General features: G+C 65.5%; 25 protein-coding genes. 7 read left to right on the top strand and 18 right to left on the bottom strand.

The features are described from left to right. Positions 1–11: 11 nt before the first annotated feature. From KF715_05915 to cysK, 4 genes are read left to right on the top strand one after another with little or no spacing between them, the layout of a single operon-like run. On the top strand, positions 12–947 hold the full coding sequence (locus KF715_05915) for an ABC transporter substrate-binding protein (protein MBX3736205.1): 936 nt from the start codon (positions 12–14) through the stop codon (positions 945–947). Beyond that, positions 944–1,747 (top strand): ABC transporter ATP-binding protein, encoded by an 804-nt coding sequence (locus KF715_05910; GenBank protein ID MBX3736204.1) that lies wholly within the window; start codon positions 944–946, stop codon positions 1,745–1,747. Before KF715_05915 ends, KF715_05910 begins: the two co-directional genes overlap by 4 nt. Further along, positions 1,747–2,517 (top strand): ABC transporter permease, encoded by a 771-nt coding sequence (locus KF715_05905; protein MBX3736203.1) that lies wholly within the window; start codon positions 1,747–1,749, stop codon positions 2,515–2,517. Before KF715_05910 ends, KF715_05905 begins: the two co-directional genes overlap by 1 nt. Before the next feature lie 36 nt (positions 2,518–2,553). Then, positions 2,554–3,531, top strand: a complete 978-nt coding sequence (cysK, locus tag KF715_05900) for a cysteine synthase A (GenBank protein ID MBX3736202.1) — start codon at positions 2,554–2,556, stop codon at positions 3,529–3,531. 51 nt (positions 3,532–3,582) lie between these two features. Here cysK and KF715_05895 read toward each other — a convergent pair whose 3' ends face one another. From KF715_05895 to coxB, 6 genes are all read right to left on the bottom strand, one after another. After that, on the bottom strand, positions 3,583–5,379 hold the full coding sequence (locus KF715_05895; GenBank protein MBX3736201.1) for an SLC13 family permease: 1,797 nt from the start codon (positions 5,377–5,379) through the stop codon (positions 3,583–3,585). A gap of 65 nt (positions 5,380–5,444) precedes the next feature. After that, a complete protein-coding gene (locus KF715_05890; GenBank protein MBX3736200.1) occupies positions 5,445–6,239 on the bottom strand; it encodes a cytochrome c oxidase assembly protein in 795 nt (264 codons plus the stop codon). 104 nt (positions 6,240–6,343) lie between these two features. Beyond that, a complete protein-coding gene (locus KF715_05885; protein MBX3736199.1) occupies positions 6,344–6,694 on the bottom strand; it encodes a cytochrome C oxidase subunit IV family protein in 351 nt (116 codons plus the stop codon). Positions 6,695–6,705: 11 nt separating this feature from the next. Further along, entirely contained in the window at positions 6,706–7,554 is an 849-nt protein-coding gene (locus KF715_05880; GenBank protein ID MBX3736198.1) for a heme-copper oxidase subunit III, read from the bottom strand. Positions 7,555–7,597: 43 nt separating this feature from the next. Next, positions 7,598–9,550: a cytochrome c oxidase subunit I gene (gene ctaD / locus KF715_05875; protein MBX3736197.1), complete on the bottom strand. Its 1,953-nt coding sequence runs from the start codon at positions 9,548–9,550 to the stop codon at positions 7,598–7,600. A gap of 39 nt (positions 9,551–9,589) precedes the next feature. Next, a complete protein-coding gene (gene coxB / locus KF715_05870; GenBank protein MBX3736196.1) occupies positions 9,590–10,894 on the bottom strand; it encodes a cytochrome c oxidase subunit II in 1,305 nt (434 codons plus the stop codon). 235 nt (positions 10,895–11,129) lie between these two features. Between coxB and KF715_05865 the strand changes: the two genes are divergently transcribed. Beyond that, a complete protein-coding gene (locus tag KF715_05865; protein MBX3736195.1) occupies positions 11,130–11,621 on the top strand; it encodes a cupredoxin domain-containing protein in 492 nt (163 codons plus the stop codon). A gap of 79 nt (positions 11,622–11,700) precedes the next feature. Here the strand turns inward: KF715_05865 and KF715_05860 are convergent, their stop codons facing one another. From KF715_05860 to KF715_05850, 3 genes are read right to left on the bottom strand one after another with little or no spacing between them, the layout of a single operon-like run. Then, positions 11,701–12,156, bottom strand: coding sequence for a DUF420 domain-containing protein (locus KF715_05860; protein ID MBX3736194.1), 456 nt, complete (start codon positions 12,154–12,156; stop codon positions 11,701–11,703). A gap of 10 nt (positions 12,157–12,166) precedes the next feature. Beyond that, positions 12,167–13,072, bottom strand: a complete 906-nt coding sequence (gene cyoE, locus KF715_05855) for a heme o synthase (protein MBX3736193.1) — start codon at positions 13,070–13,072, stop codon at positions 12,167–12,169. Then, on the bottom strand, positions 13,069–14,028 hold the full coding sequence (locus tag KF715_05850) for a COX15/CtaA family protein (protein MBX3736192.1): 960 nt from the start codon (positions 14,026–14,028) through the stop codon (positions 13,069–13,071). Before KF715_05850 ends, cyoE begins: the two co-directional genes overlap by 4 nt. A 98-nt stretch (positions 14,029–14,126) precedes the next feature. Here KF715_05850 and KF715_05845 point away from each other — a divergent pair, with 98 nt between their 5' ends. Next, positions 14,127–15,098 carry an SCO family protein gene (locus KF715_05845; protein ID MBX3736191.1) on the top strand — a complete coding sequence of 324 codons (972 nt, stop codon included), beginning with the start codon at positions 14,127–14,129 and terminating at the stop codon, positions 15,096–15,098. A 61-nt stretch (positions 15,099–15,159) separates the two neighbouring features. After that, on the top strand, positions 15,160–16,077 hold the full coding sequence (locus tag KF715_05840; protein ID MBX3736190.1) for a hypothetical protein: 918 nt from the start codon (positions 15,160–15,162) through the stop codon (positions 16,075–16,077). Between the two features lie 3 nt (positions 16,078–16,080). Here the strand turns inward: KF715_05840 and KF715_05835 are convergent, their stop codons facing one another. From KF715_05835 to folD, 9 genes are all read right to left on the bottom strand, one after another. Beyond that, positions 16,081–16,602, bottom strand: coding sequence for a hypothetical protein (locus KF715_05835; protein ID MBX3736189.1), 522 nt, complete (start codon positions 16,600–16,602; stop codon positions 16,081–16,083). 9 nt (positions 16,603–16,611) lie between these two features. Then, positions 16,612–17,727, bottom strand: a complete 1,116-nt coding sequence (locus KF715_05830) for a response regulator (GenBank protein MBX3736188.1) — start codon at positions 17,725–17,727, stop codon at positions 16,612–16,614. A gap of 54 nt (positions 17,728–17,781) precedes the next feature. Then, entirely contained in the window at positions 17,782–18,252 is a 471-nt protein-coding gene (locus KF715_05825) for a hydrogenase maturation protease (GenBank protein ID MBX3736187.1), read from the bottom strand. A gap of 6 nt (positions 18,253–18,258) precedes the next feature. Next, entirely contained in the window at positions 18,259–19,692 is a 1,434-nt protein-coding gene (locus tag KF715_05820; protein ID MBX3736186.1) for a Ni/Fe hydrogenase subunit alpha, read from the bottom strand. Positions 19,693–19,806: 114 nt separating this feature from the next. Continuing rightward, positions 19,807–20,352, bottom strand: coding sequence for a hypothetical protein (locus tag KF715_05815; protein ID MBX3736185.1), 546 nt, complete (start codon positions 20,350–20,352; stop codon positions 19,807–19,809). Next, entirely contained in the window at positions 20,340–21,056 is a 717-nt protein-coding gene (gene hoxU, locus KF715_05810) for a bidirectional hydrogenase complex protein HoxU (GenBank protein MBX3736184.1), read from the bottom strand. The genes KF715_05815 and hoxU overlap by 13 nt, the downstream gene beginning before the upstream one ends. Before the next feature lie 12 nt (positions 21,057–21,068). After that, entirely contained in the window at positions 21,069–22,703 is a 1,635-nt protein-coding gene (locus KF715_05805) for an SLBB domain-containing protein (protein MBX3736183.1), read from the bottom strand. Then, a complete protein-coding gene (gene hoxE, locus KF715_05800) occupies positions 22,685–23,233 on the bottom strand; it encodes a bidirectional hydrogenase complex protein HoxE (GenBank protein ID MBX3736182.1) in 549 nt (182 codons plus the stop codon). Before hoxE ends, KF715_05805 begins: the two co-directional genes overlap by 19 nt. Positions 23,234–23,757: 524 nt before the next feature. Continuing rightward, entirely contained in the window at positions 23,758–24,633 is an 876-nt protein-coding gene (gene folD / locus KF715_05795) for a bifunctional methylenetetrahydrofolate dehydrogenase/methenyltetrahydrofolate cyclohydrolase FolD (GenBank protein MBX3736181.1), read from the bottom strand. Between the last annotated feature and the right edge of the window lie 20 nt (positions 24,634–24,653).

Raw genomic sequence — 24,653 nt, 5'->3', positions numbered from 1 at the left:
TCCTTGGGATCTTGGCCGCGGTTCTTCTGCTGCCGGCTGCCGGTCGCGCCGTGACACTGCGCGTGGGCTATTTCCCGAACATCACGCACGCCCAGGGGGTGATCGGGGCCCACGGCACGCAGGGTGGCCGCGGCTGGTTCGAGCAGAAACTGGGCTCGGACGTCACCATCCAATGGTATCCGTTCAACGCCGGACCGAGCGCGATGGAAGCGGTCTTCGCCGGCTCGATCGATCTCACCTACGTCGGGCCGAATCCGGCGCTCAACGCCTACATCAAATCGCGCGGCGAGGAGATCCGCGTGCTCGCCGGCGCGGCGGAGGGCGGCGCGGCCTTGGTGGTGCCGGGGGACGGACGCCTGCAGGCGCCGTCCGATTTCAAGGGGAAGCGCATCGCGACGCCGCAGCTCGGCAACACGCAGGACGTGGCCGCGCGAGCCTGGCTGAAGCAGAACGGTTTCCGCGTGGCGCTGACGGGGGGCGACGTGCCGGTCATTCCGACCCCCAATCCCGACCAACTGGCGCTCTTTCACCAAGGCAAGATCGACGCCGTCTGGACGGTCGAGCCGTGGGTATCTCGCCTGGAGCTCGAGGCCGGCGGCCGCGTGCTGGTGGCGCAACCCGAGGCCGTGACGACCGTGCTGGTGGCGAGCGTGCGTTTCCTGCGCGAACAGCCGGCGTTGGCCGGGCGGTTCGTGGCGGCGCACCGCGAACTGACCGACTGGCTGAATGCCCATCCGGCCGAGGCGCGGGAGCAGGTGCGCGCCGGCTTGGGCGCGCTGATGCGGCGGGAGGTGCCGGCGGCCCTGGTCGAGCACGCCTGGCCACGCCTGCACTTCACGGCGCAAGTGGAGCGCGCCCAGTTCGAGCAGCTCGTGAGCGAGGCGCGCAGCGTCGGCTTCCTGCGGAACGCGATCGCGCTCGACCGCCTTTTTTCCGGACGGCCATGAACCCCGCGCTCGAAGAAACCGCCGCCCCGCCGGCCAAGCTGGTCATCGCGGATGTCTCCAAGACGTTCGCCACCTCGCGCGGTCCGGTGCACGCGCTGGATCACGTGAGCCTGCAGGTCGCGGAGGGCGAGTTCGTCTGCCTCCTCGGCCCCAGCGGGTGCGGCAAGTCGACGCTGCTGAACCTGGTCGCGGGATTGGAGACGCCGGACGACGGCAGCGTGGCCGCCGACGGACGCGCAATCCGCGGCCCCGGACGGGAGCGCATGGTGATGTTCCAGGAGTCGGCGCTGTTTCCCTGGCTCGACGTCTTCGGCAACGTGATGTTCGCGCTCAAGCTGAAGACCGGCCTGACTGATGCGGAACGGAAGGAGATCGCGGGCTATTACCTGCGCCTCGTCGGGTTGGAGAAATTCGTCCACGCCAACATCCACGAGCTCTCCGGCGGCATGAAGCAGCGCGTCGCGCTCGCCCGCGCCCTGGCGCCGAACCCGCGCGTGCTGCTCATGGATGAGCCGTTCGCGGCTCTCGATGCGATGACGCGCGAGCAGCTCTACGGCGACCTGCAGCAGATCTGGCAGCAGCGGCACGTGACGATCCTCTTCGTGACGCACAACGTGCGCGAGGCGGTGTGCCTCGGCGACCGCGTGGTCCTGTTCTCGCCGCATCCCGGCCGCATCCGGGGCGAGTTCACCATCGCGCTGCCGCGGCCGCGCGACATCAACAGCGTGGAGGTCGCCGCGCACGCGACCCAGATCACCCACGCGCTCAAGGGGCACCTCGAACACGGAGCGGGCATCTGATGAAACGCTACCTTGCCGCCGCGCTGTTTTTCTCCGGCCTGATCGCGCTCTGGCACTGGGCGTGCGTGAAGCAGTTCTGGTCGCCCGTGCTCGTGCCGTCGCCGGAGAGCGTGGGACGCTACCTCTGGGAGGCGACACTCGACGGCTCGCTCGCGGAGGCGACGCTCGTGACCATGAAGCGCCTGCTGGCGGGCTACCTGATCGGCATCTCGGCGGGATTGCCGGTCGGCCTGCTGATCGCGCGTTTCCGCCTGCTGCGGGATACGCTCGGGACGCTGGCGCTCGGCCTGCAGGGCCTGCCGAGCGTCTGCTGGGTGCCGCTGGCGTTGCTCTGGTTCGGGCAGACCGAGGCGGCGATGCTCTTCGTGGTGGTGATGGGCACGATCTGGTCGGTGGTGCTCGCGACCGAGACGGGCGTGCGCAACGTGAACCCGATCTATGTCCGCGCCGCCCGCACGATGGGTTCGCGCAACCTGCACACCTGGCTGAGCGTGATCCTGCCCGCGTCGCTGCCTTTCATCGTCAGCGGCATGAAGCAGGGCTGGGCCTTCGCCTGGCGCTCGCTAATGGCCGCGGAGATCTTCGTGACCATCCTCACCGGCTTCGGCCTCGGTCATCTCCTCCACTACGGCCGCGAGCTGCAGGCGATGGAGCAGGTCATCGGCATCATGCTGGTCCTCGTGCTGCTCGGCCTGCTCGCCGACAAGCTCCTGTTTTCCCCTTGGGAGAAATGGATGCACCGCCGCTGGGGCACCGACCGCGCCGCCTGACGTCCTTTCCGCCGACAACCTCAACCCCACCCGAACATGGCCAAGATCCACAACGACATCACCGAAACGATCGGCAACACGCCGCTGGTCCGCCTCAACCGCACCGCCCGCGAGCATGGCGCGCTTGCCGACATCGTGCTCAAGCTGGAGTTCTTCAATCCGCTCTCGAGCGTGAAGGACCGCATTGGTTTCGCGATGATCGACGACGCGCTGAAGTCGGGGAAGATCAACCCGAGCACGGTCCTGATCGAGCCGACGTCGGGCAACACCGGCATCGCGCTGGCGTTCGTCGCGGCGGCCAAGGGGCTGAAGCTCATCCTGACGATGCCCGAGACGATGAGTCTCGAGCGCCGCAAACTCCTGAAGGTGCTCGGCGCCCGTCTGGTGCTGACCGAGGGCGCGAAGGGCATGAAGGGCGCCATCGCCAAGGCGGAAGAGCTCCAGAAGCAGATTCCCAACAGCGTCATTCTCCAGCAGTTCGCCAACCCCGCGAATCCCGCGATCCACCGCGCGACCACCGCGGAGGAAATCTGGCGCGATACCGACGGCAAGGTCGACATCGTCGTTTCCGGCATCGGCACCGGCGGCACGATCACGGGCGTCGGCGAGGTCCTGAAGGCGAAGAATCCCGCCATCAAGATCGTGGCGGTCGAGCCCGATGCCTCGCCGGTGCTTTCGGGCGGCGCGCCCGGCCCGCACAAGCTGCAAGGCATCGGCGCGGGCTTCGTGCCGCCGGTGCTCAACACCAAGGTCTACGACGAGGTGGTGCGCGTGAAGGACACCGACTCCGGGCCGGTGTCGAAGCAGGTGAACCAACTCGACGGCATCCCGATCGGCATCTCTTCCGGTGCGGCTGTCTGGGCGGCGCTGCAGCTCGCGCAGCGACCCGAGAACAAGGGCAAGTTGATCGTCGCCATCATCCCGTCGAGCAGCGAGCGCTACCTCTCGACTTGGCTCTTCGCCGACGTCGGCAGCGAGAGCGATTCGATCGACGATCTGCTCGCCAACGCCTGAGCGGTCAGACGCCGTCCTTTCCGCGAAGCCGCCGGTCCCCCGGCGGCTTTTTCAGAACTGCCAGAAGATCGGAATCAGGTAGATCGCGATCGCGAAGCAGATCACGTTGAGCGGCAGCCCGAACTTCAGGAAATCGGCGAACTTGTAGCCGCCGATGCCGTAGACGTAGGTGTTGGTCTGGTAGCCGATCGGAGTCGCGAATGCGGCCGAGGCGGCGACGCAGATCGCGATCATGAACGGCTGCGGATTCACGCCCATTTTCCCGGCGAGGCTGATGGCGAGGGGCACCATGAGTGCCGCCACGGCGGTGTTGGAGAGGATTTCCGTGAGGATCGTCGCCGTGAGGTAGAACGCGGCCAGCATGATCATCGCCTTGTGCGCTGGCGGGGCCCAAGCGTCCACGGCGGCAGCGAGGTGATCGACCAGGTAGGCGGAGGTGCCGGTCTCCTCCATGGCGACGCCGAGCGCGAGCATGCCGTAGATCAGGAAAATGACGTTCAGCTCGATGGTGCGGTAGGCATCCTTGGGCTTGATGCAGCCGGTGAGCAGGACGACGGCGCAGGCGAGGATCGAGGCGACTTCGATCGGCAGCAGCTTGAGCGACGACGCGGCGATCACGCTCAGGATCGCGGCGAGCACGATGACGAGGTGGCGTGGGGAGCGTTTGGAAGGCACTGGCGGGCGGTCGATGAGCAGGAGGTCGTGTCCGGCGCGGGTGTTCTCGATGGCCTGGTCCGTGCCCATGAGGAGGAGGATGTCGCCGAAATGCAGGGGCACGTCCTCGACCTTTTCGCGGACGTTCTGGCCGCGGCGGTGGACCGCGAGGGCGATCATGCGGTAACGCTCGCGGAACCCCACTTCGCGGATGGTGCGGCCGATGAGCTCGGAGTTCGGTCCGACCACGGCTTCGACCATGGAGCCTTCGTGTGCAGTGATCTGGTGCAGCGGCAGCGCGAGGTCGGTGGCGGTCTCGATGCCCGCGATGGAACGCGCATGGGCAACGCCCTTGGGGCGGCAGGCCAGCACGAGGCGGTCGCCGGCGCACAGCGCCGTGCCCTTCGGATCGAAGGGGATTGGGACGTCGTTGCGGACGAATTCGATCACGCGGATGCCCTTGCCGGCCGTGAGCCCGAGATCGATCAAGGTGCGTCCGATCGCCTCGGTGGCGGCCTGGACGAACACCTCGGTGACGTATTCCCGGCGTTCGTCCTCGGTGAAGAGGGCGCCGAGCGATTCGCGGCTCGGAAGAATTCGCCAGCCGAAGACCGCGATGTAGAGCGCGCCGGCGGCGAGCATGGGGACGCCGACATTGGCGAGTTCGAACATGCCCAGCGGAGGGAGGCCGCGCGACGCCGCGATGCCGGAGACCACCAGGTTCGTGCTCGTGCCGATCAGCGTGCAGAGGCCGCCGAGCACGGCGGCATAGGAGATCGGGATAAGGAACTTCGACGGCGGCAGCTTCATGCGGGTGGCGAGTCCGAGCACGACGGGCACAGTGACGACCACCACGGGCGTGTTGTTCATGAATGCGGAGACGACGCCGACGCCGAGGGTGAGCAGGAGCGTGACGCTGAAGTAGCTGAAATTCGACACGCGGCCCAAGGCGTTGGCCAGGCGCTCCATCGCTCCCGATCCGGCGAGCGCCGCGCTGAGGATGAACATCGCGCCGATGGTCAGCGGGGCGGGGTTCGCCAGGACGCCGAGCACGCGCTCCCGCGGCACGATGCCGCTGACGAGCAGGACGCCGAAAAGGGCGATCGCGGTCACATCCGGGGAAACCCGTTCCCACACGAACATCGCGACGGCGATCACGAGCAGGCCGAGCACGAAGGCGATTTCCCAAGTCATCGCCCGAGCAAGAACGGGGCGTGCGAAACGTCAATCCGGACGACTCTCGTGGAGGCCGGCAGCGTTCAGGACCGCGGGCTTCGCTCCGTCTGCTGATACCAGCGGTAGAATGCGACGACGAATGCCCCCATCATCACGGACATGCCGATGAGTTTCATCATCGCGCCGCCGAGGACCTGATCTTCGTGCGGGTCGAGGCGCTCGAAGAGGCGCGGGGCGAATTCGTAGGTGGGGTAGAGGACGTCGCTCGAGAAAGTGATGTAAGCGAAGACCGGCGTCATGCCGATGGTGACGCTGAGGAAATAGAGCATCTGCCACGCGTAGCTGGTCGGCGGGTATTCGCGCGATGGGCTGCACACCGGCCACCAGAAGAAAAGCGCGGCGCCGAAGAACGAAAAATGCTCGGCGATGTGCACCCAACGGTTTTGCAGCGCCCAGTCGTAGGCGCTCGGGAAGTGCCAGCACGACATCACCAGCACGTAGATCAGTCCGCAAATGATCGGATGGGTGAAGAAGCGCAGCAGACCACGGAGAGAGTCGCGTCCGGTGACGAGGCTCACCATCCAGTCGGGCAGCCCGCGGAGAAACAGGATCGCAGCTGGATAAATGATCAGCTGGTGCTGCAGCATGTGCGCGCTGAGCAGGAAGCGTTCGCCCATCTGGTCGAGCGGAGAGCCGACGGCCAAATAGAAGATGAAGAGCGCCGAGTAGAATTTGATCGCGTGCGCGCGCGGGTAGGGCGTGCCAGCGGGAGCTAGGCGGTCGCGCAGCGGGCCGGTGGCGATGGCGTAGAGCCAGCCGAGGAAGATGAGGCCGCCGATGAGGAACGGTTCGTTGTGCCAGTGGGTCCAGTCGATCATCGCGTCCGAGAAGCGTGCACCGATTGCCGGGAGGAGGAAATGCGGAAATGAAAAAGCCGCACGGGTCGCGTGCGGCTCGCGTGGAGGGGAAAAGGGTTTCGCGATCAGAGCAACATGCCGATGATCGAGGAGAGAGGCTTGCTGGCCTCGGCGCCGAAGAGGTGCAGGAGCGCCCACATGGTGCCGCCGGCGAGCACGAGTCCGATGAAGAACAGGATCGTGCAGAAAACTTTGTCCCACTTCAGGTGCATGAAGTAGAAAATGACGTAGAGGAACTTCACCGCGGAGAAGAACACCAGGCCGCCGATGACAAGCCACTTGGCGAGCGGCAGGTAGACGAGGACGATTTCGATGCCGGTGATCACACCGAGAAGCATCGCGATCTGGACGTAGGTGTGGAATTTGCTCGGCTCGTGATGGCCGGCGGCGGGGGCGGTGGCTGCGTGAGCGGACATGGGCGAAAAGGTTAGACGTATTCGAGCAGGTAGACGGCCGTGAAGATGATGATCCACACGATGTCGACGAAGTGCCAGTAGAGGCCGACTGCCTCGACATCGATGGCGTTACGCTCGCCGAAGTCGACGCCGTGGCTGGCGCGCGCGAACCATGCCATCACGCCGCCCGCTCCGATGAGGCCGAGGATCGGCATGAGATTGTGGCTGAAGAACTCGGCGACCGTGCCGTGGCCCTTGGCGAGGCCGATGCCGGCGGGGACGATGAAGATGAACGTGAGCGCGATGGCAGCACAGACGGCGGCGACGTGCAGGACGGTCTTGGCGAACTCGCCCCAGCCGCCGCTGTCGGGCGACGACGACTTGAAGGAGCGCACATACATCAGGCCGAGGATCAGCACGCCGATGGCGACGTGCGTGCCGTGGGTGCCGGTGAGCGTGTAGAACGTCGAGCCGAAGAGGCTGTTCGAGAGCGTCATCTTCTTCTCATGCACGAAGTGCACGAATTCGTAGACTTGGCAGCCGAGGAAGATGCAGCCGAAGAAGATCGTCGTGAGGAGGGAATTCCGCATCGAGCGCAGCTGACCGCGCTGGATGGCGTTCACGGCGAGCGCCATCATGAGCGACGACATGAGGAGGATGAACGTCGAGAAGGACGTCAGCTCGATGTCGAAGATCTTGGTCGGTTCCGCGTTACCCGGAGGCGGGTTGAGGCGGTAGACGAGGTGCGTGGAGATCAGCGCCCCGAAGAACATGCAGTCCGAAGCGAGAAAGGCCCACCAAAGGAGCTTCTTGTTCGGAATGCCCGTCGCGGTGGACGGGTCGTGGTGGTGGTCGATGGCGCCAGCGGCGGCGTTGCTCATGGAAAGTTGCGAGTTGAGGGCTGAGAGTTGGAGCCGGATGGGCTTAGTGGCGCGAGATGGTCTCGTTGCCCTTTTCGTCGAGGTGAATGTGGTAACCGCCCGGGCCTTCGAGCGACCAGAGGTAGCAGCCGATGAAGGTCACGATGAGGCCGCCGAGGGCGATGGGGATGTGATGGAACGCGAACGAAATCGCGCCGACGAGCAGGCCCAGCGCCGCGATGAGCGGATACCAGGATTGGTCGGGCATGTGGATGCCGCCGTGCTCGGTCTCGGCCTTGATGTGTTCGGCCTGTTCCTTGGCGATCTCTTCCTTGTGATGCTTCTCATACCACCAGGCGTCGCGGGCATGGACAGTCGGGATGGCCTTGAAGTTGTATTCCGGCGGCGGCGACGGGATCGACCACTCGAGCGTGCGCGCGTCCCACGGGTCGTTGCCGCACTTCTCGCCCTTGAAGTAGGTGTAGATGAGCACGGCGAAGTAGGTGAAGACGCCGAGGCCGAGCGTGTAGGCGCCGATGGTGGCGATGAAGTTGCCCTCGTTCCAACCCATGTTGGCGTCGTAGGTCCAGGTGCGGCGCGGCATGCCGTTCAGGCCGAGGAAGTGCATCGGGAAGAACGTGGTGTTGAAGCCGACGAAGATGATCCAGAACGAAAGCTTGCCCCAGAACTCCGGCACGAGGCGGCCGAAGAACTTCGGGAACCAGAAGTGGATCGCGGCGAGCAGCGCGAAGGTCGCGCCGCCGATCAGCACGTAGTGGAAGTGCGCGATGACGAAGTAGGAGTCCTGCTGCTGGGCGTCGGCCGGCGCGGCGGAGTGCATGATGCCGGAGAAGCCGCCGAGCATGAACATCCAGATGAAGCCGAGGGCGAACATCATGGGCGTGCGCGTCACGATCTGGCCGCCCCAGAGCGTGCCGATCCAGTTGAAGATCTTCACGCCGGTCGGGACGGCGATGGCCATCGTCGCGAGCGAGAAGGCCGCGGTGGCGACCGTGCCCATGCCGGTGGTGAACATGTGGTGCGACCACACGCCGAAGCCGATGAAGCCGATCGCGGCGCCGGAGAAGACGATGATCGGGTAACCGAAGAGCGGCTTGCGCGAGAACGTCGGAAGAATTTCCGAGACGTAACCCATCGGCGGGAGAATCAGAATGTAGACCTCGGGGTGACCGAAGACCCAGAAGAGGTGCTGCCAAAGGATCGGCTGGCCGCCGTTCGAGGCTTCGAAGAAATTCGTGCCGAAGTTGCGGTCGAACATGACTTCGACGAGCGCGATGGCGATGGCGGGCAGGGCGAGGACGAGGAGGAAGCTCGTGATGAGCGCCATCCAGGTGAAGACCGGCAGCCGCATCATCGTGAGGCCGGGCGCGCGGAGATTGATGATCGTGACGATGAAGTTCAGCGAGGCGACGATCGAGGAGAGGCCGAGGACTTGCAGGCCGAGGACCCAAAGATCAGTTGCCGCCTCGGGCGTGAACGTCTTGGACGTGAGCGGCGCGTAGCCGAACCAGCCGACGGCGGGCAGCCCGGACTTGATGCCCGGGAAAACGTAGGAGAGCCAGCCGACGTTGAGGATGATGGCGCCGGCGACGAAGACCCAGAGCGAGAAGGTGTTCAGGCGCGGGAAAGCGACGTCGCGTGCGCCGATTTGCAGCGGGATGAGCAGGTTGAAGAACGCGGCGTTCAGGGGCATCACCGCGAGGAAGATCATCGTGGTGCCGTGCATCGTGAACAGCTCGTTGTAGAACTGCGCCGAGATGAAGCGGTTGTTCGGCACGATCAGCTGCGTGCGGATGAGGAGCGCTTCGAGACCGCCGACGAGGAAGAAGAGACACGCGAAGCCGGCATACATGAGGCCGATCTTCTTGTGGTCGACAGTCGTCAGCCACGCGACGAGGCCGTTCTTGGCCATCGGGCGCGGAAGGAGTGAGATCGGTTTCGGGGCGGCGTGCTCGGTGCCGCCGTGATACTCGGACTTAGCCAGTGCTTGGGCCATGGGAGGAATCGTGTGAGTGTGTCGGAAAGGGTGGGGCGCTTACTTCAGGCTCTGCAGGTAGGCGACGAGAGCGTCGATTTCCGTATCATTGAGTTCGAAGAGGCGCTTGCCGGTGGCCACGTCGGTGTAGCCGCCGTTGAACATCTTGTTGCCGGGTTTGAAATACTCCGGGTCCTTGATCCACTGGTGCATGCGCTCCGGCGTGTTCTCGAGGACGCCGGCGGCGATCGTGGTGCGGGAGCCGACGTGCGTGAGGTCGGGGCCGGTGATGCCGATGCCTTCGTGGCCGCGGATCGTGTGGCAGGAGATACAGGTCTTTTCCTGGAAAAGCTTGCGGCCTTGGGCGATCAGTGCGGCGTTCTCGCCGGCGTTCGGGCTCTGCTTATGTTTCCACCCCGCGAGCGGGTCGGCGTCGAATTGAGCGGAAGCAGCGAGCGTGCTGCCGGGACCGACTTGGGTGTTGGCGGCGGCCGGCGTGGGCAGCGCGGCGAATTGCACGCGGACCTTTTCGTCTTCGGCACGGATGGCGGCGGCGGTCGCGGTGCGCGCGGGGTTCTTTTGGTTGTCGAGCCACTTCACGTAATCGGACGGCGAGAGCGCGATGACGCGGAAGCGCATGATCGCGTGCGAGGCGCCGCAATACTCGGCGCATTGACCGTAGAAATAGCCGGGCTTCTCGGCTTTCAGCCAGAGGTAGTTGCCGCGGTTCGGAATCATGTCGACCTTGCCGGCGAGCTTCGGGACCCAGAAGGAGTGGATGACGTCGACGGTGCGGAGATTGATCTTCACCGGCACGCCGGCGGGGATGACGACTTCGTTGCCGGTCACGAGCGGGCCTTCGCCGCCGGTGGGAAGAGCCATCTTGTCGTTCGGGTATTCGAAGCGGAACCACCACTGATAGCCGGTGGCGTTGATTTCCATCGCGCTGGCTTTCTCAGCCTCGGGAATGTCGTGGGTATACCAGATGTTCTTCAGCGTCGGGATGGCGATGATGACGAGCAGCGCGACGGAGGCGCCGATGAGGGCGATCTCGATCAGCGGGTTGCCGTGCCCCTGCGGCGGCGGCTCAGCATGCTCGTCGGCTTCGCTCTTCGCGCGGAACTTGATCTGCGCGTAGGCGAGCACGGCGCCGACGATGACGAAGATGAACATCGTCACGTAGACCGTCACCATGAAGAGATCCCATTGCGCGCGGGCGACGGGCCCGTCGGCGAGCATCGTGGATTGCGGGCCCTTGAGGTTGAGAATTTTCTCGCAGCCGGTGAGCAGGGCGAGAGTCGTGCTCGCGAGCGCGAGCGCGCTCCAGCGGGAGAACGAGCGGGAAACGAAGCGTGTGCGGGTCATGTGTCGAGTGGGGCAACGGCGTTGCGTGACGCCGCCGCGGGAGAATGACGCGCCAGCGTTCCCAACTTGCCGAGCATTTCAACAGCAAAAGAAAGACAATTTATGCGTAGCGCGATTGGCAAAAATCGTTCCGGGCCGGGGTATTAAGGCACTTCGCCGGACCGATAAGTCGGGTGGAATCCTTGCTCTGCGCCATTGCGCGACGCGCTTGGGTGTGCGAGGGTGCGGCCCTCTTATGAAAAACCACACGCTCACCCTCGCCCTTTGTGCCGGTGCCCTCTTTTTTGCGGGCTGCGGCAAGAACGAATCCGCCGGCGGCTCGGCCACCACCGCCGATGCCAACGCCGTCGCCACCTTCGAGCTCACGGCCAATGACTCGATGAAGTTCAGCGCCACCCGCTTCGAGGTGAAGGCCGGTCAGGAGATGAAGGTGATCCTCACGAACATCGGCTCGATGCCGAAGCAGGTCATGGGTCACAACTTCGTGCTCCTCAAGAAAGGCGCGGACGTCGAGGCCTTCGACAAGGCCGCCATCGCCGCCGCCGCCACCGACCACATTCCGGCGAGCATGCAGGATCAGATCATCGCCCACACGAAGCTGCTCGGGCCGAAACAGACGGACGAGATCACGTTCAAGGCTCCGACCGAGCCCGGCGAATACACCTTCATCTGCTCGTTCCCGGCGCACTTCCAGGCCGGTATGAAGGGCGTGCTCGTGGTGAAGTAACCCGCCGCGACTGCCGCGAAAAACGAAAGCCGGGCGCGCGCCCGGCTTTTTTATTTTCCCGCTGCGAAATCCGCGCGCGTCACGCCGCCTTCGGCCACCACACGTAGAGGAAAAAATACACCAGCACGCCGGTGACGCTGACGTAATACCAGATCGGGTAGGTGAACTTCGCCCAGCGCTTGTGCGCGGCGTAGTCGCCCTTCATCGCGAGCAGGAAGGTGCGCGGCACGAGGTAGGCGATCGAGATCGCGAGCAGGATGTGCGAAATCAGCATCACGTAATAGACCGTGCGGATCGCGCCCTCGCCGCCGAATTGCGTGTGCAGCGCGCCGCCCGCGCCCATCGCGGCTCCTTTCAGCGCCTTGTGCGTCAGGTAACCGACGAGGAAGATCGCCGAGACGCCGCCCGCGCTGAGCATCACGAAGCGGTGCTGGCGCTCCTTGCCCTGTTTGATCAGCACGAAGCCGATCGTGATCAGGATGGTGGCGAGGCCGTTCAGCGCGGCGTTGAGGGGAGGAATGTCGTTCAGCGTCATGTGGAGCGCGTCAGAGTTTGAAGAAGAAGCGGTCGACCACGAGCAGGCCGAGCACCAGCGGCAGATAGGCGAGCGAGTAGTAGAAGAGCCGGCGCGCTTCCTTGTCGCGCTTGGCGGGATTGAGGAAATCGAAGGCGGATTTCAGCATCCACAGGCCGAGCGCGGCGGCGAAGGCGAAGTAATACCACGTGCAATAGCCGAGCAACGTCGGCGACACGCCGGCGACCGCGAGCAGCACCGTCCAGACGAAAGTCTGCGCGGCGACGCGCCGGCCGCTCGGATCGAGGACCGAGATCATTTTCATGCCGGCCGCGGCGTAGTCCTTGCGGTAGGTCCACGCCAACGAGAAGAAGTGCGGCATCTGCCAGGTGTAGAGAATGGCGAACAGGGCCCAACCGAGGCCGGGATTGGTGCGGCCGGCGGCGGCCCAGCCGATCATCGGCGGGAGCGCGCCGCTGATGGCGCCGATCTCGGTGTTCCAGCGCGAGCGACGCTTGGCCGGCGTGTAGATCGAGATGTAGGCGACGATGGTGGCGAGCGCGAGGAAGGCGGAGAGGCCGTTGACCCATTTGAACAGGGTCGCGAGACCCGCGACGCACAGCAGCCAGCCGACCACGAAGGCCGAACCCGGCGGCACGGCGCCGCAGGGGATCGGGCGGTCCGCGGTGCGCGCCATCAGGGCGTCGGTGTCGCCTTCCATCCACATGTTGAGCGCAGCGGCGCCACCGGCGCACAACGCGGTGCCGAGCACGACTAATCCCGTGCGCGCCCAATCGACATACGAGTAGGGCACGGCGGCGAGATAGCCGAGCATCGCCGTGATGACCGACATCAGGCTCAGCCGCGGCTTGGTGAGTTCGAGGTAATGCCGCCACAGCGGGCGCGGCGCGGCATCGGCTGTCGCGGCGTGGCTCATGCGCGCGCAGCGCCGTCGGACGACGGGCGGTGGGTCAGGAAAACTAAGAGGAATGTCGTCGCGAGAAACAGCGCCCCCATGACGACGTGGCCGACGGTCACGGCCACGCTGCGACCGGTCCAGACGGTTTGGATGCCGAGATAGATCTGCGTGGCGACGAGCGTGACGAGCACGACGCTGCCCGCGCGGACGCCGTAGGCCAGCGAGCGCTCGCGCGAAAGAAAATGGCCGTAGACGAGGATCGCGACCGCGAGCGCGGCGGCGATCACGCGATGCACGAATTGGAGCGCGATGAGATAATTCCACGCGGCCGGCAACAGCGGCGCGCCGTGCTCCGGGAAGGCGCCGATGGAGGGCGGCGCATGATTGTGGCGCATCGTCACCGCGACGGTGAGTTGGAGCAGCAGCAGCGCGGCGCAGAGCAGGCCGAGTTTCTTCACGCGCGGGCCGGCGTGGCCGAGCGAGCCCTCGACCCAGAATTTGGAGACCCCGGCGGCGATGGCGAAGAGCAGGCAGACATAGATCTGCGCGAGCATGCCGTGCGGGATGCGGAGCATCTGGCCGAACGTCATCTCGAAGCCCGGCACGGCGAGCGAGTCGAGCAGCACGCGTTTGCCGCCGATGAAGCCCTGCACGATCACGATGGTCAGCGCCCACCAGCCGAGCTTGCGCAGCCACGCGCGCGACTCGCGCAGATGCAGCCAGAGCGCCAGGCCGATGGTCACGAGGCCCATGACCGCGCCGGAGAGGCGGTGGGAGTGCTCGGCGAATTTGTCGATCTCGGTCAGCCAGCCGTGCGGGTTGACCGAGCCGTTGGACAACGGCCAGTCGGGGAACGCCATGCCGGCGCCGATCGTGGTGGTGAGCGCGCCGAGAGCCACGAGCACGAAGACCCAGGCGCTGCCGAGCGCGGCGAACCAGGCGAGGGCGGGTTTGTAGTCGGAGGTGCGTTGCATCAGGCGTGGGCGGACGGAAGGAAACGCGAAGTCATACTTCGCCGGAACGGGGCGCAAACTTTTTGACAATTTCCGGCTTTGGCAAATGGGTCACGGGCATGACTCCGCGTTATTCGTTGGGTGCGCGCTGCGCGCTCGGTGTGCTAATGACCGCCGCATTGCTCGCCGGCGGCTGCAACCGCGAGGCCGGCAAGACGGCCGCACCGACTGAGGAGGTCACCGCCGTTTGGGACAAGGACGCGATGAGCGCGGCCGACTACGTCAAGCGCCAGGAGTCGCGCGATCAGCCGAGGCGTTTTCCGATGGTCGGCGAAATCGTGAGCGCTGACGCCGCGCGGAAGACGCTGCTCGTCACGCACGAGGAAATTCCCGGCTACATGCCGTCGATGACGATGGAGTTCAAAGCCTCCGCCGGCGACCTGATGAACGCGAAGGCAGGGCAACGCATCCGCGCGGTGATGGTGGAATACAAGGGCGAGTATTCGCTCGAGAAAATCTGGCCGGACGACGCCGTGACGGTGCGCGCCCTCGACGCCGCCGCGAAGGCGCTCGCGCAGGACACCGCGACGCGCGGCAAGGGCGTCTATCGCGAGGTCGGCGAGGCGGCGCCGGATTTCACGCTGCTCGATCAGGAAGGTCGCACCGTTTCCGCGAATCGTTTCCGCGGGAAGAAGGTCATGATGAATTTCATCTTCACGCGCTGCCCGGTCGCGACCATGTGCCCGGCCTCGACGGCGAAAATGTCGGCGCTGCAACAAGCCGCGAAGAAGGCCGGCGTGAAGGACGTGGAGTTCGTCTCCGTCTCGCTCGATCCCGAATACGACACGCCGGGAGTGTTGAAGGATTACGCCGATGCGCGCGGCCTCGATCTGAGCAACTGGTCGTTCCTCACCGGGCCGGACACGGCGATGCGCCAGCTCTTCGCGCAGATGGGCATCATCCGCGAATTCGAGGGCGGCACGATCAAGCACAACCTCGCCACGCTGCTCATCGACGCGAACGGGCGCATCATCCATCGCGTCGACGGCTCGCAGTGGGACACGCAGGAATTCCTGCCGAAGATGAAATGAAGTCGGCGTGGCCGACCGCTCGGTCGGACCAGTCCGCGCCACTTCTGAACCACGACAGCGCATGAATTCCTCTCCGCCGCTTTCCCGCCCGCAGCTCCGCTCCATCGGCCTCATCACGGCCGCGGCGCTCGCGCTCTACGTCACGGTGCGGCTGCTGCCGACCGGCTCGAACCTGAATCACATGGACTTTCGCGTGACCGGGAAGGACGCGATCGAGTTCTGCGATCCGGCGAGTCCGCAATTCATTCCCGTCATCGCGGCGAAGTCTCCCGTGCAACTCTCGCTCGTCAGCGAAACGCCGCCGCAACGTGACAAGGCGACGAAGTTCACGCTCACGATGCGCACGGCCAACGGCAAGCCGATCGGCCCGGCCGACCTGCTCGTCGCGCACACGCGCAAGCTCCACCTGCTCGTGGTCGATCCGACGCTGAACGATTACCAGCACATCCATCCCGAGCCCGGTCGCCGGGACGGAGAGTGGCACTTCGAGATGGCGCCGAACCGGGCCGGCACGTATCGCGTGTTCGCCGATTTCACGCCCGCGGCGACGCAGCGCGGGCTCTACGCCTCGGTGGACTTTGCGGTGCCCGGCGACGTCGCGCGCGTCTCGCGAACGGCGAACACCCAGTGGCAGACTAACGGGTTCAACTTCACGCTCGATGTCCCCTCGTATTTCCGCGCGAAGACTCCGGCGGATCTCACCTTCCGCGTGGAGAGTCCCGGCGCGGAGAAACGGCCGGTGCCGTTGCAGCCCGTGATGGGCGCATTTGCGCATTTGGTGGCGTTCGACGAGGAGCGCAGCGGCTTCGCGCACCTGCATCCGACGGAGACGGACCTCACGAAACCGCCCGCGGCGCTGAAGCCCGAGCTGCATTTCAAGGTTACGATTCCGCAACCGGGCCGCTACGTGATCTGGGCCCAGGTGAACCTCGGCGGCGACGAAGCCTTCGTGCCGTTCTGGGTCGAGGTGCTGCCGTAGAACTCAGGAGCCGTAATACTCCCGAACGGTTTTGGATTTCTGATCGCCTCGGTATCCGGGAGAGGTGCGAACTCTGGCCTCGACGTCGGCGCGGAACGTCACGCGTGCGTCCGGCGGCAGCATTCGATCTAGAGTTTCAATCAGGGTGCTTAGCTCCGGTAGCCAAGAATTCTGAACCTCAACGCGATCGTCGCGAAGACTCCCGTCGGAGGAGAATGAAATTCGCAGCATGATGCCGTCCTGCACGTGCGTGTAGTAAACGCGGCCGCGAGACTGGCGGGGGATATCTACGATCGCCTGCTTCAATGCCTCTACGCAGGCATTGTTAATGGCAAAACTAGTCGCGTTACGGTCGATTGTCCCATTGTCGTCGCGCTCGAAGCGGCGAACGACGTGACTTTCACAGCTCCATACGGTGGCACTGCGGCCGTGCCAGTATTCGATTGTTAGGATCCGAGTTGCGGGCTCAGCGGCAATGAGCACTGAGGCCGAAAGCGCAAATACGGCTGCGACGAAGAGTTTCACTATCGACCGTCAGCCCTTCGCCTTCCGCTCCAGCGGGTGGCGCAGCGTCGCGATGGCGCCGCCTTTCGGGTTCTCGTGGAGATTCACTTCGCCGCCGAGGTTGCGCATGGCGTGACGGGCGACGGTGAGGCCCATGCCGACGCCGACCGTGTGTTTCGAGCTGATGAACGGTTCGAACGCGTGGTCCTTGATTTCGGCCTCGATGCCGCGACCGTTGTCCTCGACGTGCACGAGCAGGTGCCGGCCTTCGTCACCCTTGTCGAGAGTTTCGGTGCGGATCGTGATGGGGCGCTGATCGTCGGGCGCGTCGCCGTAGGCTTCCCAGGCATTGATGAGCAGCTTGGCGACGGAGTCTTCGAAAACTTCGACGTTCGTTTCGAGGGCGACGTCGCCGACGGGGTTTTCGATCGTGACCGGCTGCTCGATGCGGAACTCGGCTTGGTAGCGCGCGACGCTGCTGGCGAGCAGCGCGTTCAAGTGTGCGGTGCCGACGTGCGGCTTGTTCTTCACCACGAGGTTCGTGAGCTGCTTGATGATCGCGACGATGCGGTTGACGGCGTCCTCGAGGCTCTGGGCGTTCTTTTTCACGAGTTCGGGTTTCTCGTGATAGGCCTTGATGAGATCGACGTAACCGATGACGACGCCGAGAAGATTGTTCAGATTGTGCGCGATGCCCTGCGTGACGGCGCCGAGGGTCGCGGCGCGGCGGGAGTCGCCGAGGCGGCGCTGCAACTCGACCAGCTCGCGGTTCATCGTCACGAAGCGCAGCTGCGTCTGCACGCGCGCGAGCGTCTCGTCGAGATCGATGGGCTTGGTGATGTAGTCGACGGCACCGACGCCGAGGCCCTCGATTTTTCCCTCTTTCGAGGTGCGTGCGGTGATGAAGATGACCGGGATGATCTTCGTGTCCTCGCTGGCCTGGAGGCGCTGGCAGACTTCGATGCCGTCCATGTCGGGCATCATGACGTCGAGGAGAATCAGGTCCGGTTTGTCGGCCGCGACAAGGTCGAGCGCTTCGCGCCCGGAGAACGCTGTGGCGACTTGCATGCCTTCGCGCTCGAGTTTGCGCTTCAGGAGCTGAACGTTGATCGGCTGATCGTCGACGACGAGAATCTTGGAAGGCATGGACGGAGCGAGTATCCCAAGGAAGCGCGCGCCGCGTAACGACGCAAGCCCCGCCTACATCCGCCGGGCGATTCCCTGCAAGGCGAGCGTGAGACCGTGGCGCGCGACGGAGGAGAGCGAGTTTCCTAGGGTGAAATCCCGGGCCGGCACGAGCAGCTGCCACGCGTGTTTCGGCGCTGAACCGAAGGCCGCGCGGGCGAGCGAGAGCAACGCGGCGGGAGTGAGCGCGTGGTCCAAACCTTCACGCTCGGGCGTGGTCGAGTTCACGGGCACGAACACGACGCCATCGGTGTGCAGCGCGGCGTCGACGAAGATCACTTCGTCGGCGGCGGCGACGTCGGCGGCGAGTTCGGGCGTGAGCTCGTGGCGCGCGAGCGCGAGCACGCCCGGCACGGCCCAGTCGGCGACATGCTGCGCGATGAGTTGGCCGAGGCCGTCGTCGCCGAAAAGCGTGTTGCCGTAGCCGAGCACGAGCAGGCGCGTGCGCACGGGGCTGGGTGGGTGCGGATAATCGGGAGAAATCATCGCGCGCTAGTCGCGGGCGACGGTGTTGAGGATCGCGCCGGTGGGCGAGACGAGTTGGACGAGGAGCGGCATCTTGCCGACGGCGTGCGTCGAGCAGCTCAGGCACGGATCGTAGCAGCGGATGCCGTGTTCGACGCGGTTGAGCAGCGGCTCGGGAATCTCGGTCGAGCCTGGCTTGATCCACGCGCGCGCGATTTGCGCGACGGTGCGGTTCATCGCGAGGTTGTTGTGGCCGGTGGCGATGATGAGATTCACCTTCGTGAGCAGGCCGTTCTCGTCGACGGTGTAGTCGTGGATGAGTGTGCCGCGCGGCGCCTCGCTCACGCCGACGCCGTGCAGGTGGTTGATGCCCGCGTCGGAGCGGATGTGATCGCGCAACAGGTCCTCATCGTCGCAATAGAGCGCGATGCGCTCGAGTGCGGCGAGGATCTCGATCAGGCGCGCGTAGTGGTAGAGGAACGATGACGTGACCGCACCGCCGCGGCCGAAGCTGCGGAAGTTCGCGAGTTCGGCGTCGGCCTTCGGTGTGCCGATCGTCGTGCAGACGTTGAGGCGCGCGAGCGGACCGACGCGATACAGGCCGGCCTGCGGACCGAGCGCGCGGTAGTAAGGCGACTTGAGGTAGGACGACGTCTGCACCTGCTCGGCGATGAGCGAGGCGTATTCCTTCGGGTCGACCTGGTCCTGCACGATCTGGCCGGCGCTGTCGGTGAAACGCAGTTTGCCGCCGTGGTGTTCCCATTCGCCGCGCGGACCGACGAGGCCCATGAACATCGAGGGAAAATCGCCGTAGGTCTCGATCTCGCGGCCGTGCGTTTCGAGCACGTGCTTGAAAAGTCCGATCCCGAGATTGGTCGTGGCGAACGCCTCGGGCAGCCACGCCTTGATCTTGTCGAGCGTGGCGCGGTCGACGCCGCTGCGCACGCCGCCGGGCACGGCCCAGCCGGGGTGAATCTTTTTTCCGCCGAGCAGCTCGATGATCTCCTGACCGAACTGGCGCAGGCGGATGCCGGCGCGCGCGAGCTCGGGTTTTTGCGCGGCGAGGCCGAAGACGTTGCGCTGCGCGGGCGGTGTGTCCCAGCCGAGCAGGAAGTCCGGCGAGCTGAGGTGGAAGAAACTCAGCGCGTGGCTTTGCACGATCTGGCCGAGGTTCATCAGGCGGCGCAGCTTGTCGGCCGCGGTGGGGACGCGGACGGCGAGGATGGCGTCGCCGGCCTTCGCGGAGGCGAGGAGGTGCGAGACCGGGCAGATGCCGCAGATGCGCGCGGTGATGCCGGGCATCTCGGCGAGCGTGCGGCCTTCGCAGAATTTTTCGAAGCCGCGGAATTCCGTGACGTGGAACTCGGCGTCGGCGACGTGGCCGTCCTCGTCGAGGCGCAGGCTGATCTTGGCGTGGCCTTCGATGCGGGTGACGGGGTCGATGAGAATGCGACGGGTCATGGGGAAGCGTGAGGTAGCCCGGCCTCTCCGAGGGCGGGGAAAGACCCGCGCCCGGAGGTCGCGGGCCACCATTGCGGACAATTGTGAGGGTGAGTCATGAGGGCGGCGGGGCGCTCAGCCGAATTTGAGTTGGGAACCGCTGAGCGCGGGCGCGGCGTCGAGGAGGTGGAGGAGCAAGGCCTTGATGCGATCGGCCGGCGGCGGGCAGCCGGGCAGGCAATGGTCGACCTTGATGAGTTGGTGCAACGGCACGACCTTGGGCAGCAGCGGCGGGAGGACTCCGTCGAGCGCGGGTTTCACGGGGTTCGCCTCGGCGGCCTCGACGTAGGCGCGCTGGAGGACGTTGTCGGCGTTTTTCGCGCCGAGGACGTTGCGCATCGCGGGGACGTTGGCCGTGACGGCGCAGTCGCCGAACGAGACCACGATCTTCGTGCGCGCGCGGATCTGGTGCGCGAGCTCGACGTGGTCGACGTTGCAGATCGCGCCCTCGACGAGGCAGAGGTCGACGTTCTCGGGATAGGTTTTGAGGTCGGCGATCGGGCTGTAGACCACCTCGACGCGGCCGGCGAGTTCCAGGAGGAACTCGTCGAGGTCGAGGAAGGACATGTGGCAGCCGGCGCAACCGCCGAGCCAGACGGAGGCAAATCTCAGGCGTTCCATTGTTGTTTCTCCCGGGCGGTGACGATGAATTCGAGGCGCGAGCGGTCGCGGACCATCTCGCCGGCGGAGGCGCCGCGATAGAAGAGTGCGCCGGTCGGGCAGCTCATGACGCACTTGCCGCACGAGGTGCAGGTGTCGGCGTCGGCCCACGGCTGCTTGAGGTCGGTGATGATCTCGCACGCGGCGCCGCGGCCGGCGACGTTCTTGGTGCCGGCGCCTTCGATGTGCCAGCAGACGCGGACGCAACGCGTGCAGAGGATGCAGCGGTTGTGGTCCATGCCGTAAAGCGCGTGCGACTGATCGACAGGCCAGCGCGGCGATTGGTAGTCGTAGCGCACGTGGTCCATGCCGCAATCGGCGGCGAGCGACTGGAGCTCGCAGTGACCGTTGGACACGCAGACGGCGCAGGTGTGGTTGCGCTCGGCGAAGAGCAGCTCGAGCGTGAGCTTGCGGTAATGGCGCAGCTTCGGCGTGTCGGTATGGATGTCCATGCCTTCGCGCACGCGAGTCGTGCAAGCGGGCAGGAGCTTGTTGTTGCCGGTGACCTCGACGAGGCAGAGGCGGCAGGCGCCGACGTCGTAGACGCCGTCGAGGTGGCAGAGCGTCGGCAGCTTGATGCCGGCCTCGGTGCAGGCCTGGAGGATGGTCGCGTCCTCCGGCGCGGAGACGGGGCGTCCGTCGATGGTGAGGGTTTTAACAGCCATGGCGGGGCGAGGTCAGGAGTGGTTCGAGTTGGGCGCGTGCGGCGCGGACGCGGGTTGGAGGAGCTCCTCGTATTCGTGGCGGAAGAACCGCAACGTGCTCAGGACGGGGTTCGGCGCGGTCTGGCCGAGGCCGCAGAGGCTGGTCTGGCGAACCATGTCGCAGAGTTCCTCGAGTTGCTTGAGGTCTTCGGCGGTGGCGCGGCGCTCGATGATTTTGTTCAGGATCTGGTGCATCTGCACCGTGCCGGCGCGGCAGGGGATGCATTTGCCGCAGGATTCGTCGCGGCAGAATTCCATGTAGAAGCGCGCGATCTCGACCATGTTCGTGGTGTCGTCCATCACGACCATGCCGCCGGAGCCCATGATCGAGCCGAGCTGGCCGAGCGAGTCGTAGTCGACGGGCGTGTCGAGGTGTTGTTGCGGAATGCAGCCGCCGGACGGGCCGCCGGTTTGCACGGCTTTGATCTCGTGGCCGTCGGGTGCGCCGCCGCCGAGATCTTCGACGATCTCGCGGAGCGTGATGCCCATCGGGACTTCGATGAGGCCGTTGTTCTTCACCTTGCCGGTGAGCGCGAAGACCTTTGTGCCTTTGCTCTTCTCGGTGCCGATGGAGGCATACCACTCGGCGCCGCGCTGGATGATCGGCACGATGTTGGCGAAGGTCTCGACGTTGTTCAGCAGCGTCGGCTTGCCCCAGAGGCCGGATTCGGCGGGGAAGGGCGGGCGCGGGCGCGGCTGGCCGCGCTTGCCTTCGATGGAAGCCATGAGCGCGGTCTCTTCACCGCAGACGAAGGCGCCGGCGCCGATGCGGACCTCGACGTTGAACGAGAACGGCGTCTCGAAGATGTTCGCGCCGAGGATGCCGATGGCCTTGGCCTGCTTGATGGCGAGGTTGAGGCGGCTGATCGCGAGCGGATATTCGGCGCGGACGTAGAGGAAGCCCTGATCGGCGCCGGTCGCGTAGGCGGCGATCGCCATGCCTTCGAGGACGAGGTGCGGGTCGCTCTCGAGAATCGAGCGGTCCATGAACGCGCCCGGATCGCCCTCGTCGCCGTTGCAAACGACGTATTTCTTCGGGCCGGCGGCGCGCGCAACGGTGGCCCATTTCAAGCCGGTCGGATAACCCGCGCCGCCGCGGCCGCGCAGGCCGCTCTTCGTGACCGCTTCGACGACGCCCGCGGGCGTGTTTTCGGTGAGAACCTGCAGCAGCGCGCGGTAACCGCCGGCGGCGATGTAGGCTTCGATGCGCTCGGGGTCGATGACGCCGCCGTTCGCGCGGACGATGCGCATCTGGCGGGCGAAGAACGGGTGCTTCTCGTCGCCGAAGGGCAGGCCGGACGGTTTGCCCTGGAGTTCGCCGACGAGCTTGGTGGCGTCGTCGGGCGTGAGGTGTTCGTAGAGTTTGCTGTGGCCGTCGGGATGGTCGACGCCGACGAGCGGGCCCTGGCCGCAGAAGCCCATGCAGCCGACGCGGCGGACTTCGACGTCTGCGGTGAGGCCGGCGGCGGTGACGGCGGCGTCGAGGTTCTTCTTGAGCTTGTCGGATTGCGACGAGAGGCAGCCGGCGGACATGCAGGTGCGCAGGCAGGTTTTCTTGTGCGTCGCGTGCTCCTTTTCGGCGAGGGCGTTCAGGTCTTCGAGTTGCATGGGGCGGCGAGGAGTTTTTCGACGGCGGCGAGCGCGGAGTCGGGGGTTTGTTTCGCGGAGACGGTGCCGTCGTAGACGACAGCGGGCGCGATGCCGCAGGCGCCGATGCAGCGCGCGGTGACGAGCGAGAGCTTGTTGTCGGGCGTGGTCTCGCCGCTCTTGATGCCGGTCCGCTTTTCGAGGGCGGCCATGATTTTGTCGGCGCCTTTCACGTAGCAGGCGGTGCCGAGGCAGACGACGCAGTTGTGTTCGCCCTGGGGTTTCAGGGAGAAGAAATGGTAGAACGTCGCGACGCCATAGACGCGGCTCGGCGGGAGCTTCAGCGACTTCGCGATGTAGAGCAGCAGGCCGTCGTCGAGGAACCCGAAGAGTTCCTGGGCCTTGTGCAGGACCTCGATGAGAGCGGCGCCGCGGAACTGCTGGCGCTTCATGAAGGTGTCGAGGATGACGAGGCGCTTGTCGCCGCTCGGGTGAGGGGTGGCGGCGGCTTTCTTGCGCTCGAGTTTACGGTGGGCTTCCGTGAGTAGCATAGGCGGGGGCGGCCAATCCGGACCTTCCCGCACCGCCTCCAGCGGTCCGTTTGGGCTAGGACCGGCCGGTTGATTTGGCGCGAAAAGGGTAGCCGGAATGCGGGGCCCGGACTGAGCGCGCATTGCGCAAGGGCCGGCGTGGATTGGTGCGCAGATATTGGCGCAAATTTCTTCCGGCGCGAAGGTTCCTCCTATGAGGAAAGCGTGCCAACAGGCGCGCTCGCCGCTCCAAGAACGGTTGGGGGAAGAGTGTCCTAAAATCGGCGATGGCGAACACCATCAGGGAAAACGCACGTGATGCCGCGGGACGGATTCCCGTGAGGCGGTCGCGGACGCGCGGGCGAACGACGGCAAGGTTGGTCGAGTCCGCTACGAGCGAATTCCCACCGAGAATTAGCTAACGCAGTGCGCCGCTGCGGTTGGGCGCGCGGGTTCGCAGGCGGTGTTCGATGAAAGTGGCGGGAGATTTCCAGCTCCCGTCGCGCGCGCGTCCCTAAAGCCGGGAGCTGGAAGCGCCCGCTATTTCAGGCCGTGCGGTTCTGGCGGTAGGCCTTGACCGTGTTCTTCATCAGCATGGCGACGGTCATCGGGCCGACGCCGCCGGGGACCGGCGTGATCTTCGCGCACAGCGGGGAAACGGTTGGGAAATGCACGTCGCCGGTGAGGCGGTAGCCGGTTTTCTTGGTGGCGTCGGGCACGCGGTTCACGCCGACGTCGATCACGACGACGCCTGGCTTCACCATGTCGGCGGTGACGAACTCGGCCTTGCCGATCGCGGCGATGAGCACGTCGGCCTGGCGCGTGATGGCGGGCAGGTCTTTCGTCTGCGAGTGGCAGATCGTCACGGTGGCGTTGGCCCAAGCCTTGCGCTGCACGGCGAGGAGCGCGGCGGGTTTGCCGACGATGAGCGAGCGGCCGAGCACGACGACGTGTTTGCCGGCGAGTGAGACTTTCGCGCGCTGGAGCAGCTCCATGATGCCGGCAGGCGTGCAGGCGACGAAGCCCGTCTCGTCCTCCTGCGCGAGTTTGCCGAGGTTGAGCGTATGGAAGCCGTCGACGTCCTTCTCGGCGGCGATGCGGCGGAACACGGCGACCTCGTTGATGCCTTTCGGCAGCGGCGACTGGACGAGGATGCCGTCCACGGTGGCGTCGGCGTTGAGCGTGTCGATGAGCGCGCAGAGTTCGTCCTGCGTGATCGTGACGGGCGGGAAGATCAGGCGGCTCTCGATGCCGATCTCGGCGGCGGTCTTCTCCTTTTTCTTCACGTAGGAAACCGACGCCGGGTCGTCGCCGACGCGCACGAGGGCGATGCAGGGCTTGCGGCCGGAGTAGCCGGCGACTTCCGCTTTGAGTTCCGCGACGATCTCGGCCGCGACCTGGTTGCCGTCGATGATTTCCATGGGGAGAAAAAGAAAAGCCG

This window comes from Candidatus Didemnitutus sp. (assembly GCA_019634575.1).
GTDB lineage: Bacteria > Verrucomicrobiota > Verrucomicrobiia > Opitutales > Opitutaceae > Didemnitutus.
This window is presented reverse-complemented; position numbering and strand designations above follow the sequence as displayed.

What these genes read in the sequence shown, in the direction of transcription:
- KF715_05910 (MBX3736204.1), top strand. Translation starts at nt 944, where the DNA reads ATGAACCCCGCGCTCGAAGAAACCGCCGCCCCGCCGGCCAAGCTGGTC.
- KF715_05905 (MBX3736203.1), top strand. Translation starts at nt 1,747, where the DNA reads ATGAAACGCTACCTTGCCGCCGCGCTGTTTTTCTCCGGCCTGATCGCG.
- cysK (MBX3736202.1), top strand. Translation starts at nt 2,554, where the DNA reads ATGGCCAAGATCCACAACGACATCACCGAAACGATCGGCAACACGCCG.
- KF715_05895 (MBX3736201.1), bottom strand. Translation starts at nt 5,379, where the DNA reads ATGACTTGGGAAATCGCCTTCGTGCTCGGCCTGCTCGTGATCGCCGTC.
- KF715_05890 (MBX3736200.1), bottom strand. Translation starts at nt 6,239, where the DNA reads ATGATCGACTGGACCCACTGGCACAACGAACCGTTCCTCATCGGCGGC.
- KF715_05885 (MBX3736199.1), bottom strand. Translation starts at nt 6,694, where the DNA reads ATGTCCGCTCACGCAGCCACCGCCCCCGCCGCCGGCCATCACGAGCCG.
- KF715_05880 (MBX3736198.1), bottom strand. Translation starts at nt 7,554, where the DNA reads ATGAGCAACGCCGCCGCTGGCGCCATCGACCACCACCACGACCCGTCC.
- ctaD (MBX3736197.1), bottom strand. Translation starts at nt 9,550, where the DNA reads ATGGCCCAAGCACTGGCTAAGTCCGAGTATCACGGCGGCACCGAGCAC.
- coxB (MBX3736196.1), bottom strand. Translation starts at nt 10,894, where the DNA reads ATGACCCGCACACGCTTCGTTTCCCGCTCGTTCTCCCGCTGGAGCGCG.
- KF715_05865 (MBX3736195.1), top strand. Translation starts at nt 11,130, where the DNA reads ATGAAAAACCACACGCTCACCCTCGCCCTTTGTGCCGGTGCCCTCTTT.
- KF715_05860 (MBX3736194.1), bottom strand. Translation starts at nt 12,156, where the DNA reads ATGACGCTGAACGACATTCCTCCCCTCAACGCCGCGCTGAACGGCCTC.
- cyoE (MBX3736193.1), bottom strand. Translation starts at nt 13,072, where the DNA reads ATGAGCCACGCCGCGACAGCCGATGCCGCGCCGCGCCCGCTGTGGCGG.
- KF715_05850 (MBX3736192.1), bottom strand. Translation starts at nt 14,028, where the DNA reads ATGCAACGCACCTCCGACTACAAACCCGCCCTCGCCTGGTTCGCCGCG.
- KF715_05845 (MBX3736191.1), top strand. Translation starts at nt 14,127, where the DNA reads ATGACTCCGCGTTATTCGTTGGGTGCGCGCTGCGCGCTCGGTGTGCTA.
- KF715_05840 (MBX3736190.1), top strand. Translation starts at nt 15,160, where the DNA reads ATGAATTCCTCTCCGCCGCTTTCCCGCCCGCAGCTCCGCTCCATCGGC.
- KF715_05830 (MBX3736188.1), bottom strand. Translation starts at nt 17,727, where the DNA reads ATGCCTTCCAAGATTCTCGTCGTCGACGATCAGCCGATCAACGTTCAG.
- KF715_05825 (MBX3736187.1), bottom strand. Translation starts at nt 18,252, where the DNA reads ATGATTTCTCCCGATTATCCGCACCCACCCAGCCCCGTGCGCACGCGC.
- KF715_05820 (MBX3736186.1), bottom strand. Translation starts at nt 19,692, where the DNA reads ATGACCCGTCGCATTCTCATCGACCCCGTCACCCGCATCGAAGGCCAC.
- KF715_05815 (MBX3736185.1), bottom strand. Translation starts at nt 20,352, where the DNA reads ATGGAACGCCTGAGATTTGCCTCCGTCTGGCTCGGCGGTTGCGCCGGC.
- hoxU (MBX3736184.1), bottom strand. Translation starts at nt 21,056, where the DNA reads ATGGCTGTTAAAACCCTCACCATCGACGGACGCCCCGTCTCCGCGCCG.
- KF715_05805 (MBX3736183.1), bottom strand. Translation starts at nt 22,703, where the DNA reads ATGCAACTCGAAGACCTGAACGCCCTCGCCGAAAAGGAGCACGCGACG.
- hoxE (MBX3736182.1), bottom strand. Translation starts at nt 23,233, where the DNA reads ATGCTACTCACGGAAGCCCACCGTAAACTCGAGCGCAAGAAAGCCGCC.
- folD (MBX3736181.1), bottom strand. Translation starts at nt 24,633, where the DNA reads ATGGAAATCATCGACGGCAACCAGGTCGCGGCCGAGATCGTCGCGGAA.